General features: G+C 43.8%; 10 protein-coding genes. 4 read left to right on the top strand and 6 right to left on the bottom strand.

What is annotated here, in order from left to right:
* The first annotated feature begins 38 nt into the window (after nucleotides 1–38).
* The 3 genes from alc to AK824_RS05680 all read left to right on the top strand — a co-directional run bounded on the left by alc (nucleotide 39) and on the right by AK824_RS05680 (nucleotide 3,008).
* A complete protein-coding gene (gene alc, locus AK824_RS05690) occupies nucleotides 39–1,127 on the top strand; it encodes an allantoicase (RefSeq protein ID WP_264753506.1) in 1,089 nt (362 codons plus the stop codon).
* Entirely contained in the window at nucleotides 1,127–1,657 is a 531-nt protein-coding gene (locus AK824_RS05685) for an ureidoglycolate lyase (RefSeq protein ID WP_057759593.1), read from the top strand. The genes alc and AK824_RS05685 overlap by 1 nt, the downstream gene beginning before the upstream one ends.
* A 526-nt stretch (nucleotides 1,658–2,183) precedes the next feature.
* Nucleotides 2,184–3,008, top strand: coding sequence for a DUF5020 family protein (locus AK824_RS05680; RefSeq protein ID WP_227511210.1), 825 nt, complete (start codon nucleotides 2,184–2,186; stop codon nucleotides 3,006–3,008).
* Between the two features lie 113 nt (nucleotides 3,009–3,121).
* Here AK824_RS05680 and guaD read toward each other — a convergent pair whose 3' ends face one another.
* The 5 genes from guaD to AK824_RS05655 form a co-directional block, all read right to left on the bottom strand.
* A complete protein-coding gene (gene guaD / locus AK824_RS05675) occupies nucleotides 3,122–4,519 on the bottom strand; it encodes a guanine deaminase (RefSeq protein WP_082624582.1) in 1,398 nt (465 codons plus the stop codon).
* Nucleotides 4,520–4,623: 104 nt separating this feature from the next.
* On the bottom strand, nucleotides 4,624–5,595 hold the full coding sequence (locus AK824_RS05670; protein ID WP_057759590.1) for an XdhC family protein: 972 nt from the start codon (nucleotides 5,593–5,595) through the stop codon (nucleotides 4,624–4,626).
* Nucleotides 5,588–8,161, bottom strand: a complete 2,574-nt coding sequence (xdhB, locus tag AK824_RS05665) for a xanthine dehydrogenase molybdopterin binding subunit (protein ID WP_057759587.1) — start codon at nucleotides 8,159–8,161, stop codon at nucleotides 5,588–5,590. The genes AK824_RS05670 and xdhB overlap by 8 nt, the downstream gene beginning before the upstream one ends.
* A gap of 92 nt (nucleotides 8,162–8,253) precedes the next feature.
* Nucleotides 8,254–9,954, bottom strand: a complete 1,701-nt coding sequence (locus tag AK824_RS05660) for a xanthine dehydrogenase small subunit (protein ID WP_057759585.1) — start codon at nucleotides 9,952–9,954, stop codon at nucleotides 8,254–8,256.
* Between the two features lie 908 nt (nucleotides 9,955–10,862).
* Nucleotides 10,863–11,480, bottom strand: a complete 618-nt coding sequence (locus tag AK824_RS05655) for a flavodoxin family protein (RefSeq protein WP_057759582.1) — start codon at nucleotides 11,478–11,480, stop codon at nucleotides 10,863–10,865.
* Between the two features lie 743 nt (nucleotides 11,481–12,223).
* On the opposite strand from AK824_RS05655, the gene AK824_RS05650 reads away from it, so the two are divergent.
* Nucleotides 12,224–13,477, top strand: a complete 1,254-nt coding sequence (locus AK824_RS05650; RefSeq protein WP_057759579.1) for a YeeE/YedE family protein — start codon at nucleotides 12,224–12,226, stop codon at nucleotides 13,475–13,477.
* 237 nt (nucleotides 13,478–13,714) lie between these two features.
* On the opposite strand, the gene AK824_RS05645 is transcribed toward AK824_RS05650, so the two are convergent.
* A complete protein-coding gene (locus tag AK824_RS05645; protein WP_057759577.1) occupies nucleotides 13,715–14,593 on the bottom strand; it encodes a purine nucleoside phosphorylase YfiH/LACC1 family protein in 879 nt (292 codons plus the stop codon).
* Nucleotides 14,594–14,603 lie beyond the last annotated feature (10 nt).

Below are 14,603 nucleotides of genomic sequence, written 5' to 3'. Positions count from 1 at the left end.
GAATCATTGTGAGTCAAAACACTTCAGAAGTTGGACAAATTATCTCCGCAAATAATCTACCTGATGCCCTGCCAGCATTTACCAAAAAATCAAACGTCGCTGACAGTCGCTTGGGGGCGAAATCACTATTCGCCACCGACGATTTTTTTGCGGATAAAAGCCGTATTCTAAATCCTGATGCACCTATCTTTGTCGTGGGTAAATTCGATGACAACGGTAAGTGGATGGATGGCTGGGAAACTCGTCGCAAGCGCCACTTGGGTTACGATTATTTAGTTATCCAGCTTGCTCGCCCAACCAAAATTGCTGGTCTTGATATTGATACCAGTCACTTTACGGGTAACTTTCCCTCTTCAGCTAGTGTCGATGCCTTGTACGCGCCCGAGCTGCTGCAGCAAGATGAAGCTGAACTTACTAGTCTAAGCAAAGAAGATTGGGACAATAAAAATTGGCAGGCGCTAGTAGGTATGACCCCGCTGCAAGGGCACAATCATGAGCTTATCGAGATTGATCATGGGCAAACGGTAACCCATATTCGTTTAAACATTTATCCAGATGGCGGCGTTGCCCGACTACGCGTTTATGGTGATATCCAACTTGATGCCAGCCTAAATACACAAGGCGAGATGCTTGACTTGGCAGGCGCATTAAATGGTGGTCGTGCGATTGCTAGTAACGACGCGCATTTTGGTGCGGCTAGTAATTTACTACTACCAACTAAAGCGCCTAATATGGGTGATGGTTGGGAGACTCGTCGTCGCCGTGAGCCAGGCAATGACTGGTGCATCATTGCGCTAGGTCAAGCAGGTATCGTTGATTCCATCGAGATAGATACTGCTCACTTTAAAGGCAATTATCCTGATAAGGTCTCGATCCAAGCCGTCTACTCACCAAATACACCAGAGCAAACTTTAGTAACTCAGAGTATGTTTTGGGAGACTTTGCTTGCACCACAAAAAACCAACGCTGACGACGTTCATACTTTTAGTAAAGATAAGCTTAAGATAGACCAACCTATCACGCATATTCGGGTCAATATCTTCCCAGATGGTGGTATTAGCCGTGTTCGCGTGCATGGCAAAATTGCTGAGGGTGATACTGGTACTGACAGTAAAGAGGCAAAATAATGAGTGTCACTCTAACGGCTAAGCCTTTGACTAAGGCAAACTTTGCCCCCTATGGCTCGGTCATCGAGCGCTATAGTATTGATGAGCAAACCGCTGACAATACTTATGAGATCAATAACGGCTATGCGGTTCGTCATCATGCACTTGCCGAAAGTAAACTAGACGGTGGCACAGTTGGTATGAGTATCTTTCGGGCCAAAAAACGTGAGAACCCGATTGCGCTCTCGATCATGGAATACCATCCGCTTGGAACACAGGCGTTTGTATCTATGGAAGGCCAAGATTATATTGTCGTCGTTGCTAAAGCTGGTATGTCGCCGCAATCGCCTGATGACTTAGTAGTGTTTTATGCGAAATCTAATCAAGGTGTACAGTACGATGCTAATGTCTGGCATCACCCTCTACTCGCGCTTGGGCGTGACAGTGATTTCTTAGTTATTGATCGTATCAATGGTGACGGTAACAACTGTCATGAGATAGATATTACTGACTGGCATGTGCTTATTGAACTAGCAGACGAGCACAACTAACCAGCTAATACGGCACGTACATTACAAACTAAAAGCCAGCTAATTCCTATTAGCTGGCTTTTTTGTGTTTAACAGATCGGCAAGTCTTATTTATATTGACTCAAAGGCGTTTTTATACAGCCCAAGTTGGGGCATACAAAGGTCCATTTTGGTGCTTTTCTTACGAGCTTTTTCGTCCAAAAGCACTGTTTTGTATATCCACTCAAATATATAGAAGCTACTTCTGATATTTAAGAAAAACTAAGCACTATTTTGCTTATTTTATACCCTAATAAGAGCAGATAAACGTAAAAGTCAGCAAATACTAGAAAGCATAGATTTTGGAGGCTCGTGGCATGATTATTGAATACTCTTTAGTGCTAAGCGTATAAAGGCTATTTACTCATTTCTACTCAAAAACAGAAACGGTCAATAGCACGCTTACTGTTAGCTGATAGTGACTTTCAAACAACAAAACCCATTTTATAAATTATCAAAGATACATTTAAGGTAATTAATATTCCATCGTATATAAAGGAGTTACATTTTGCATTTTGATTTACGAACGAGCCTACTCTCCACCTCTAAACTATCTGATCAGCAACCATTTATTCAAAAAAAATCTAGCCAAAAGATAGCTTTACTCAAACCTTTGTCGATGGCAGTTGTTGCTATCGCTGCTTTAGGTAGCATGTCGAACATCCATGCTAAGACCTTCTTTACTGATACGAGTGTCTCCGTACTTTACGGTGATGACTATGAACTTGTAGAAGACGGAGAGCTGACGACCGTCACATTAGAGCATGCTTCTGCGCACGACTGGGGCGGCGTGTTCTTCTTTGTCGATCGAAACCAAGGTGCCGATGACATTGAAAACAATAGATTTAGAGAAACTTATGGTGAGCTGTCTCCTACATTCAAAATAGCAACTTTTAATGACAGTTTTATCAAGCAGGTTAATTTAGCCGCTACTTATGAATTTGGTTCGAACAGTACTGGCTTTGACCAAGATAATTATCTGGTTGGTATTGGTGCAGATCTCAATGTCCCTATTCCAGGAATGAAGTTTGCGTCGGCTACTTTATATCATGCTTTCAATGATAATACTGACGATGATCAGCAAATTACCTTAACCTATGGTTGGGAACGCAACAACTTCGTGGTGGATGGTTTTATAGATTATTCATTTAATAATGATGACATTGAAGATAATATTCATATTAATCCGCAAATTAAATACAACTTACAAGAAGTGCTCGGTATTGATAACCGTTTAGAAGTCGGTATGGAGTATAGCTATTGGAAAAATAAATACGGTGTTGATGGCGTAAATCAAAACTCTCCTAGTGCGTTGGTAAAGTTCCACTTTTAATACCAAATAGAAACCCTCTTGGCAGAAATAAACCCTTGTTCCAACTATATAGGAACAAGGATTTATTTTTTATATCTGAAAGAAGTCTCACTTATTTTCAGATTTAGATACACCTATAAAGTTGATTTACGATAGCGACTTACGCCTGCGATGACTGTCTGATCAATTACTCTATCATCACCCAGCATCATTAGTACAAACAACTGCTCTTCCAGTGTCTTGGTCTGCGCCATACGTCGCTCAAGCAATTCCGTTGCACCCATATCGATGAACACAAAATCCGCTTCTTTATTTGGCATAAAGTTACCGATTTTATTGTCCAATAATAGCGACTGGGCATTACCCAGCGTAATTTGGTATAGCCCTTGATGAGCGGATAACTGATTGCTTTGTAGTTGTTGAATTTTATACGCTTCTGACAGAGTCGTCAGCATCGACAGACTCGTCCCTGCCCCAACGTCAGTGGCGATACTGACACCGGTATAACTTAACGTTTTGGGTAAATTAAATAGTCCACTACCCAAAAACAGATTGGACGTCGGACAGTGTGATATTTGTGTACCAGTCGCGCGCAGACGCTCATACTCAAATATTTCAAGGTGAATACCATGTGCCAAGGTGGTGCGGCGACCCAGTAATCCCATCGTATCATAGACATCAAGATAGCCTTTATGATTGGGATACAGTTGTTTCACAAAGGCAATCTCATCATGATTTTCTGCTAGATGCGTTTGCAGATAAACACTCTCGTAACTGGTATACAGCTCACCTGCCATTTGTAGTTGCTTGGGTGTCGAAGTAATAGCAAACCTTGGCGTAATCGCTACATGCTGACGTCCGCGCTCATGCCAGTTATCAATGATGTTTTGGGTATCTCGAATGCCTTGCTCAGCAGGCACACATAGCTGCGCAGGCGCATTTTGATCCATCAGTACATTACCTGTGATCATACGAGTATTGAGCTTGTGGCTTTCCGTAAAAAATGCGTTCACTGATTCAGGATGACTGGTAGAAAACACCATGGCACTCGTCGTACCATTAGCAAGCAGTTGGTTTAAGAAGAACTGCGCCGTATCATGTGCTACTTTTGGATCGCCAAAATTGGCCTCGGTGACGAAAGTATAATTATTAAGCCAATCAAGTAATTGCTCACCGTAAGCAGCAATCATATCTATTTGCGGATAATGCACATGGGTATCAATAAAGCCTGGCATGATTAACTTATCGCGATAGTCGTGCACTTTGACTGCTGGCTCACCCTCTTCATTGGAATACTTTGACAGTATAGTTTCACTACGACCATACTCTATAATGCACCCTGTCACATCATCTACGACAAGCGCACCATCAGCGATATATTCAGGATAAACCTGTACATCTTCAATCACTGGTAGCAACGTAATGTCTCGTTCCACAGCTAATGTCTGTGAATGATCAGAGGTTGCACGCTCAGTACGATCGCTTTCGGTCAAATAGTGCAGCAGTCGAGCTTGATAGATATGTATGGTCATTCGTAGATCTCACAATGGCTTGGTAGTCCTGAGCGTTTTGATAAATAGTACTGAGCGCTTTAATGATTTGATAAAAAGTATAAAATATATATGAAGTGAGCCGTTCAAAGAGTAGCCTGATGATACTTCTGTAGGAGCTGTGCCACGATAGAAATCGCCACCGCCATCGGCTCTTTTCCGCCAATTTGCAATCCAATTGGCATGACCAACTGATTGACCAGTTGCTCACTGTAGCCACGCTGAATCAAGCGATCTCTAAAACGCTTGGCTTTGGTTGCCGAGCTAATGCAACCTACGTAAGGTGTCGAGATATCTGAGCATTTATCATGTAATGCGCTCATGTCAGAAATAGTATCTAATGCCGCCCGCACTAACTCAAAATCAACACTATGGTCATGAGTCATAACCAGAATAAAACGCTGACCACCCTGCTCGATAAATGGGCGCACAAAATCTACAGGCTCATCATCGATATGCGGACGGATATGTGCTGGTAAGTTATAAAGTTTGGATTGATTAGTAGTAGGTTCATCAACTAAGTAACGCTTAAACATCTCTGGGCGACTGTCCACCCAATCTACCTGACAAGGTAGCTCAGCGAGGATGCTCATTAGCGCTGATGCTACATGTCCTGCACCAAACACTAGTACTGACATCGGTGGCGTCACGTTAAAGCATTCGAACATAACGGTGACGCTACCACCGCAACACTGTGCCAACTTTGCACCTAGCGGGTAGTGCTTGGTGTAGACAGCATCACGGCGCACCGCTTTAGAAGGTACTGATGCGCTTTCACTGTCAGTTTCAGCGACTTTTGGTTTTACTTCTTTTGATACCGTTGCCGCTATTTCACCATTCAATAGCTGCCGTGCCGTATTGACAACGTCGTGCTCTAGACCGCCGCCGCCTAGCGTATCCACGATGCAATCTTGCGTGACAATCATTTTTGCCTGTAGCGCTCGAGGAGCAGATCCATTTATGGCTACGACTGTCGCCAACACGTGAGCGATACCTCGCTGCTGATATCGCGATAGACCTTCATACCAGATCACTGGCGGTGCTAACGACTCATTCACTGTGCGCAGGACCTCTTGCCCCTGCTACATTTGGATGCTCTATCGCGTTAGGCTGGTCATCGGCTTGTTTACCTTCGACTTCCTTTGGATCGATATCTTTGGCATGACGTACGTCTTGTGGCATTGCTTTTTCGTTGTAAAGGTCACTGTTCTCTTCTGCGCCTTTTACTAAACTATCAACCGTATCTGTGTCGGCTTCAGTTGTTAAATCCCACGACGTGCCTTGCATGCGCATCACTGCTTTTAATACCGCTTCTGGCGTCGCAGGCATGGTCAGCTCTGGATTCTTTTTATACTCACCGAGACTTGCGACGGCATTGTTGAGTGCGCACCAGACACTGGCTGCCAACATAAACGGCGGTTCTCCAACGGCTTTAGAGTTATAGATAGTTTGTTCTTCGTTTTTGCGGTCGTATAATTTGACATTCCACTGCTTAGGTAAGTCATGCGCAGTTGGAATTTTATAGTTGGCAGGACTGTCAGATGCGAGCTTTCCTTTATCATTCCAGATCAGCTCTTCTGCTGTGAGCCAACCCATGCCTTGCACAAAACCGCCCTCAATTTGACCGATATCAATGGAAGGGTTAATCGACTGCCCTGCATCATGTAGCACGTCACAGCGCAGCACTTTGTACTCCCCTGTCAGCGTATCAATCTCAACCTCAGCGCAGGCGGCACCTAGCGCAAAGTAAAAGAACGGACGACCCCATGCTTTAGAGCGATCATAAAATATCTTTGGCGTTTTGTAGTAGCCAGTAGACGACAGACTGATACGATTCTGGTACGACAGCTGAATCATCTCAGCAAAAGTTAGAGTTTCTTTATCACCGATATAGACATGGTTATTTTCAAAACGTATGTCTTCTTGTGCCACTTTAAAATGCTCAGCTGCAAATTCAACGATGCGCGCTTTGATGCTCAAGCAAGCATTTTGCGCCGCTTTACCGTTGATATCGGTACCTGATGACGCAGCAGTTGGTGAGGTGTTAGGTACTTTATCTGTACGCGTCGCTGATACCTTGACCGTATCCAGATCCACATCGAACTCATTGGCGACGATCTGGGCGATTTTGATATATAGTCCTTGCCCCATCTCTGTACCGCCGTGATTGAGATGGATACTGCCATCGGTATAAATATGTACCAGCGCACCTGCCTGATTGAGCGTCTGCACGGTAAATGAAATACCGAATTTGACGGGCGTTAGCGCGATGCCTAAACGCTTGTCACTGCCTTCAGCAGCAGCTTTTTGATTGGCTTGTATGATTTGCTGACGGCGATTGTCATAATCGCAATCTTCTGCCAGTGTGCTCATGATGGTCGCCAAATCAAAGTGCTCAATGGTCTGACCATAATGCGTACTTTGACCATCTTGATATAGATTGGCTAGGCGCACTTGCAGTGGATCTTGACCCAAGGTATAGGCGATATGATCCATCATATATTCAGCCGTCATCAGCCCTTGTGGTCCACCAAACCCGCGATAGGCTGTATTGGATACCGTATGGGTCTTGCAGCGATGACCTGCCACATGAGCCGCTGGATAATAGTAGGCATTATCACAGTGGAACATCGCTCTGTCGACAATGGCATCAGACAGATCTGGCGCGTAACCGCACAAACCAGCCAATTGCATATCGACGCCTAGTATACGACCCGACTCATCCAAGCCAACCTCATAGCGATTGGCAAACTCATGACGCTTACCGGTCACAACCATGTCGTCTTGACGGTCTAGACGCATACTGACAGGAACGTTATGGCGCTTGGCAATGATACCGCACAGACAAGCCCATGCCGCGGCTTGCGTTTCTTTACCGCCAAAACCGCCGCCCATACGGCGCACGACCGTATTGACCGCATTGAATGGCAAGTCTGTCACTTCAGCGACGAGCTGCTGCACTTCGCTTGGATGCTGCGACGACGTGTATACCTCTAGCCCGCCATCATCACACGGCACCACGTAAGACACTTGCCCTTCAAGATAAAAGTGCTCTTGCCCGCGCATGTGAATATGACCTTCGATGCGAACTGGTGCGTTCTCAAGCGCCGTCGCAGCATCGCCACGCTTCATAAAATGACTCGGACGCACAAAAAACTCTTGCTCTAGCGCCTTATCAATACTCAGCACCGCTGGCAATGGCTCATATTCAACCACGGCTTTGGTAGCCGCTTTTTTGGCGGCACGGTGACTGCTCGCCACCACTACAAATAGCGTCTGACCGACATATTCTGTAATGTCATCTACCATCAGTGGCTCGCCATCGAACACCGCACCGATATCCGTTTGCGCAGGTAAATCCTGGAAACTTAAAACATCTACCACCCCATCAGCCTCTCTAACAGCGCTCAAATCCATACTCAGGACACGTGCATGAGCATGGCTGCTCTTGCCGACTGCTAGATGTAGCGTACCTTGTGGTTTTGCAATATCATCCACATAAGTCGCCGTCCCCATCACATGACTGATCGCACTATCATGCTTGGCCGAGGTGCCAATTTTGTTTTTTGGCGGACGCACACGGCGGATACTATAACTGTCGAATAAGGACGAATGATGGCTCATGGCAAGTCTCTTCTATTAATACGCTTTTATTGATGCTCTTTTTTTGGCAAATATAACGATAAGGCGGTATTAGCAATTTACAACTCTGCTAATTAAGCAGTCTCAGTCTGTCTACCTGCTACCAACTGCTTACCGCACTTCACCAGCAGACGCTGTACCACATGTGAGCGATATTCACGGCTGGCTCTAACATCAGTCATAGGGGTAACGTCTGCAGACAAAACTTGTGCTGCTTGCTCAAAACTCGCAATTTCAGCCGCTTGCCCAATGAGCGCTTGCTGACAGGTTGTGGCCAATAATGGTATGGCAGCCATTCCGCCAAGTCCAAGCCTTGCATTCTCTATCGTCATGCCATCTGCTGATATATCAATTCGCGCAGCCAATAGACACGCTGAAATATCATCCTCATAACGTTTGCTAATTTTATGAATAAATAAGTGCTGATTGTCATGCATCAGAGGAATATGGATAGCGACTACGTAACTGCCTGCTTGCAGTTTGGTCTTTTTATAATCTAAGAAAAATTCTGATAAAGGTATGATTTCATCTATATAAATCGAATCGCTATTATCCGATTCTGCACGATTAGGCGCGCAATGACGAAGATGAATTGACGCATCTAACGCCAATAAAATCGGTGGTAAATCACCAATCGGCGACGCGTTGGCTATATTGCCACCGATGGTGCCCATATTACGAATTTGCGGAGAAGCAATACGCTCAAATACTTGCGCAAAGCTTGGAAAATACTGCTCAAGCACAGGCAACATCTGCTGATAGCTCATGCCAGCACCTAATACTAGTGATTGGCTAGAAGCTTGCTCATTATCTGACTCTTGACTGTTTGAGTCAGACTTTGCGTCAAGTAATGACCATGATTTTAGTGCCTCGACACCTGAAAGCTGGATAATGACCTCGTGATCAACCAAATGCTGGGTTACACTCAATCCCAAATCCGTACCGCCTGCCCAAATCGTAGCCTGCGGATAGGCCGCTAATACTTGGTTAAGCTCATCTAGTGACTTGGGCATATATAACTGTCGCCCAGCATCACTGATTGCAGGGGCAATCGCTTTCAGCTCTTCATTCTTTAATTCAGTTGGCACATTTGTAGAGACTGCTGATTCCTTTGTACTGTTCATCGCATTTGTCGCGAGACTGATCGTCAAGTCTTTCACCGCCGACTGCTCCGCCTCTCTCTGCTGACCGATATTGCTCATCAATAGGCCCGCCTCGATAATCGGTCGATAACCTGTACAGCGGCATAGATTGCCAGAGATTGAAGCAACCACTTCATCATAGCTTAATTGCTTGGTATCATTCTGACTTGCTATTTCTTGACTTGTCTGCATACGATTGTTTTCGTAAACACAAGCCAGCGACATCACAAACCCAGGCGTACAAAAACCGCACTGTGACCCATGACATTCAACCATCGCTTGCTGTGCCGGATGCAGCAAAGCACGTTCTGGGTGATGTTCTGGATTATCTGCTAAATAAGAAGCCGTCATCAGATGATGACCATCCATGAGCGACACTAGCGTAATGCAGGAGTTGACTGTATAGAACGGAGGCGTCACATTTTTTTCGTCGCCATTTCCATCATTAAGCGCTTGCTGGCTAGCGTTAGGTAGGCGCTGAACCATAACCGTACAAGCTCCGCAATCACCACTACCACAGCCTTCCTTCGTATCCGTTTGGCCTTCATGCAATCGTAGATACTCAAGCACCGTCGTATTAGGGTTAAGCTGGGTTAGCTCGTGGCGTTTCCCATTTAAGTAAAAACTAATCATAGCAAGACTCGGCTAAAATAAAATAATGAAGATAAGCATAAGGCTTTTGACGGCTTAAATGCTGAACGTAAGCACTTGGTTTACATCATGCTGCAACCGTTCAAGTACGGTTATTCTGTTTTATTCGCTGATACATTCTTAAGAGATAAAAAAATCAGCACATCGTGCTTTTTAATATCAGGTAAGCTGGTTGCAAATATCAGCATTCATCGAACAATCTTGTTAGAAAACTCGTACTATAGGATACTTGACTATTTGGTCAGCTTTCAACATATTATCATTATTCTTATTTATAACACAACCCGTTAAAATGCCTATAGATACTATCAAACAGTTGGCGAATAATTGGCAAATAACTTCAATTTTAGGAATAACTATACGTTTTGTAGACTTTATTCACTGCTCAGCTACTCAATATTAGACATTGTTTTCATAAGTAGCTTTAATTTTATATATGACAAATCAAACGAAGCGTTAGATAAGCCATACTATAAACAGCGAGATAGCCTGCGTAAAAACAGTACCGAATACATATATCGCCTTTAAACTGCTATCAGCAGCTGATTTTTATATATAATGTCTGCAAATAAGCCTGACTCTTCACTGTTGTGACTTCTAATGATAAATAATCGTGACATATCGTTGGGCTAAAATCGTTTTTGAGATATTACTATGAAGTCATTTGCCTTTACCTATTTGCTAATAGCAACGATGCTGTTAGGAGGTTGTCAATCATTTCAATTCGTTGACAGTCCTATCCCCGTGAAGCCTGCCCCTACTAAGCTTGTTGCTCAATAAAAGCCTAGCGCTTAATAGCACTTATCGTTCAATAAAAACTGGCACAAAAAAAAGCAGACATCGATAATGTCTGCTTTTTTATTTGATTGCTCTGTCGGTTCTAGCTGTTTTTAAGGTTTAGTGTCAGCTGGTTGATGCTTAATAATCGTTTTGGCTAGATGATCACCAAACCAAATAGCAGTATTAATATCTCCTGAACCTGGTGTCTCTTCAGGTGGCCCATCAAGCGACTGAGTCATTAATCCCAAAAAGCTAGACAGACGGTTCAAATCATGACTCTCATGACCTGTCGGCATCAATGGCAGACCAATCCAATTCATACCATGTTGCATCGCATATAGAGAAATCTGCTGCAATACAGCAAGTTTATCACCGCTCAGGCCGCCCGAATTGGCAAACGCTGCTGCCCATTTACCCTCCCATTTACGATGATACCAACGCTTAGAAGTCTCATCCATAAAGGTCTTAAACTCAGCCGTCACGCTACCCATATACACTGCGCTGCCGAAAACCAGCAAATCTGCCTGATCTAAGTAGTCCCAATCAACATCATAAACATCGACAGCCTTGGCTTGCGCGGCTGGCAATTGCTGATGCGCACCTTGTACTATCGCCTCAGCGACACGCTTAGTATGACCATAATTACTATGGAAGATAACAGCGATTGAGACATTAGGCGTGTTATCAGTAGGTGTAGAGGTTTCAGACGATTTAGCAGGTGTATTCATACGTACTCTAATAATAAATAATTGGTTGAATATAAAACTTATAAAATATTGGATACTTAGCCACAGTCGATAGCTAGTGACTTCACTTTCACTGATAAGTACTTATCGATAGCTCAGGCTCTTAAGCTTTCAAACGATACAACAGAATCAAGCAACGCTTCTTTTAATCAATTTAACTGGTAGAAACATCAATGGTGATGGAGCAATCGCATAGTCCTTGATTGCACTGTTTATAACTACATAGTCTTTAATTACATAGTCTCTATACGTCAGCGTATACATACCAGTATATATGCGATGAACTTCATTGAATTCAAGTCCATTGTATCAGACGTATTTTTGTTTTTAAGTTATTTATTAAAGTCTGACTAATCAGACCATATATACTTTTAATATATTTTGTATAAATAAGTCAGTCACATTAACTAATAATATGACACAAACAAATTCCCGATACCTAATAAACCTATAATTATCAGCAGTATAGACAACTATTAATATCAGCTCATATACACAACGGTTTATTTATTCCATATCATCATATACTAATTCTATTTCTTCTAATCTCTCCGTATTTACATTAATGACAATAGGATTATGATGTACCGCTTCTTACTGCTTAACCAAATCAATCGAATTAACAGAAATACAGTTTCCAATTCTGCAAACCTGCGTAACTATACTCATATAAATTCTTATAAAAATAATATCTGATAACATCATCGGATAAGGAAGCTATTACCTTGACTACTCTCGTTCAACCTGTAAACGACACAAAAGATCCTATCGTCAGAGATGATCTAGCCTTAAATGCACCGCAAAAATCCTTGATTATGGGTGGTGGCATCGTAGGACTGATAGTGCTCGCGTATCTATTAGCCACTCAACATATATCTCAATCATTGCTACTTGGCATAGGTCTTTTATTAGGCTATACCCTTTTTCATGCCCGCTTTGGCTTTACCTCTGCTTTTAGACGTATGATGGCAGTGGGCAACGGTCAAGCGATGCGCTCACACATGCTGATGTTGGCGGTTGCTGTTACGCTATTTGCGCCAATCCTTGCTTATGGCACGACGCTGTTTGGCGGTCCTGTCGCAGGTTATGTCGCGCCATTAGGGGTCAGTCTAGTTGTAGGCGCATTTGTATTTGGTATCGGCATGCAACTGGGCGGCGGCTGTGCCTCTGGTACGCTCTATGCAGTAGGCGGTGGACGCTCTGTTATGTTTATCACCTTTATTTTCTTCATAGTGGGCGCCACGATTGGGGCTTATCACTTGCCATTCTGGACAGAAGAGATGCCTGCTTATGCACCTTTCTCTTTGGCAACCTCTACAGGTCTTGGCTATACAGGGGCATGGCTGGTGTCGCTAGCCATATTCGGCATTATCGCATGGGTGACGTTAGTCGTTGAGAAAAAAAGAAACGCACCGAAGATGGCTCCCGTGCCTTCTGAGTCTGGCTGGAAACGAATCTTTCGTGGTTCTTGGCCGCTTTTTGCTGCCGCAATCGTCTTAGCTTTACTTAACGGTCTGACATTACTTACACGTGGTCAACCGTGGGGCATTACGTCAGCATTCACATTATGGGGCTCTAAAATTGCAAGCGGTTTTGGTATGGATGTGGCTAGTTGGGGCTATTGGCAAGGGGCTAATGCAGCGGCTCTTGAAGCTTCTATCTTTGCAGATTCGACCACTGTATTAAATATCGGCATTATCATTGGCGCGTTTATCGCCTCTGCTGCGGGTGGCTTGTTTAAGTTTACTAAGATTACTGCTGGTAACTTTGCAGCGTCAGTCATCGGCGGATTGATGATGGGATATGGTGCGCGTCTCGCGTTCGGTTGTAATATCGGTGCTTACTTTGGTGGTATCGCTTCTTTTAGCTTACATGGCTATATCTGGGGCATACTGGCAATGGCAGGTACGTTCTTGGCATTGTATTTACGTCCTCTATTTGGCTTGTCAGTTCCAAAATCTAGCGACTCCGTTTGCTAATACATATGGTGTACTAATACAGACCTTATGTTAATAGAACATGTAGCACTTAAATAAAAAAAACAGCAGAATAATCTGCTGTTTTTTTATTGTTTATCACTTCGTTTCCACTACTCATTATTATATAGTCAAAGAAATCTAAAACAGCTACAAGGCAGCCAACCGTAGATTGTACATATAGTACATCTAGGGAGAGTAACATCGTAGCGGTTTAGTAGTTCGCTGACCATAAAACTATTAGCGACGGACGATGACCAGTGCCATCCGACCCGTGGCAGGCTGCTGCATATGAGTCTGGCGGCGATACGAGTAATAGTGAGTATTTGCGTAACTACAGTCAACAGGCAAATCATTCACAACCGTAGCACCAGCAGCTTCTAACTGCATGGCGGCAAGCTTCGGCAAATCTAGCTTTATTTTATCATCATAAGACGATATAGAAAATAGCGACACAAAGTCATCGATATGCGTCTCTGGCAACGTCTGATTGGCTATACACCCAGCCAATAGCTTATCGCGAACGTCTGTATTTACTTCATAGTTTTCCTGACTGATACAAACACCTATCCAAGCTTGTATAGGGCCTGAATCAGTAAATCGATTAACAGTTTCTTGTATGACACCACAGGCCAATCCTTGCCAGCCTGCATGAATCGCTGCGATTTTGCCACTGGTGGGCTGATATAAGACAATCGGTACACAGTCCGCCGTCATGATTGCCAGACCGCGACCACATTGTTGACTAACCATCGCATCAGCAGACATTGGCGCCATATTCAGCGTAGTAGCATCGACATCATGAATATGTTTACCATGAACCTGACTGACCCAATGTAAGCGATTAATGGCCGCATGCTGCTCGTTCTGTGCAGACTTATCTGTCAGTTGCTCATTGATAGCAGCTAATAGATTCATGCGGTTGTTTAATACTTGCAGTGCATTATCATTGACATGGAGGCCTAAATTCAGCTCACCGTAATTTGACTGACCCTCATACCCTGTACGCTGGTTTTTAGCAGCAGAGTCATCAATATCATCATGCAAAAAAGCAGCCGTCTGAAAAATAGCCACATTATCAATTTGCGCAATCATTGTCATCGGGAACGTGTTCGTCATGGCTGCTCGC

The organism is Psychrobacter sp. P11G3 (assembly GCF_001435845.1).
In the GTDB taxonomy this organism is placed as follows: Bacteria; Pseudomonadota; Gammaproteobacteria; order Pseudomonadales; family Moraxellaceae; genus Psychrobacter.
Note: the sequence above shows the minus strand (reverse complement) of the source record. Positions and strands in the feature narration are given on the sequence as shown.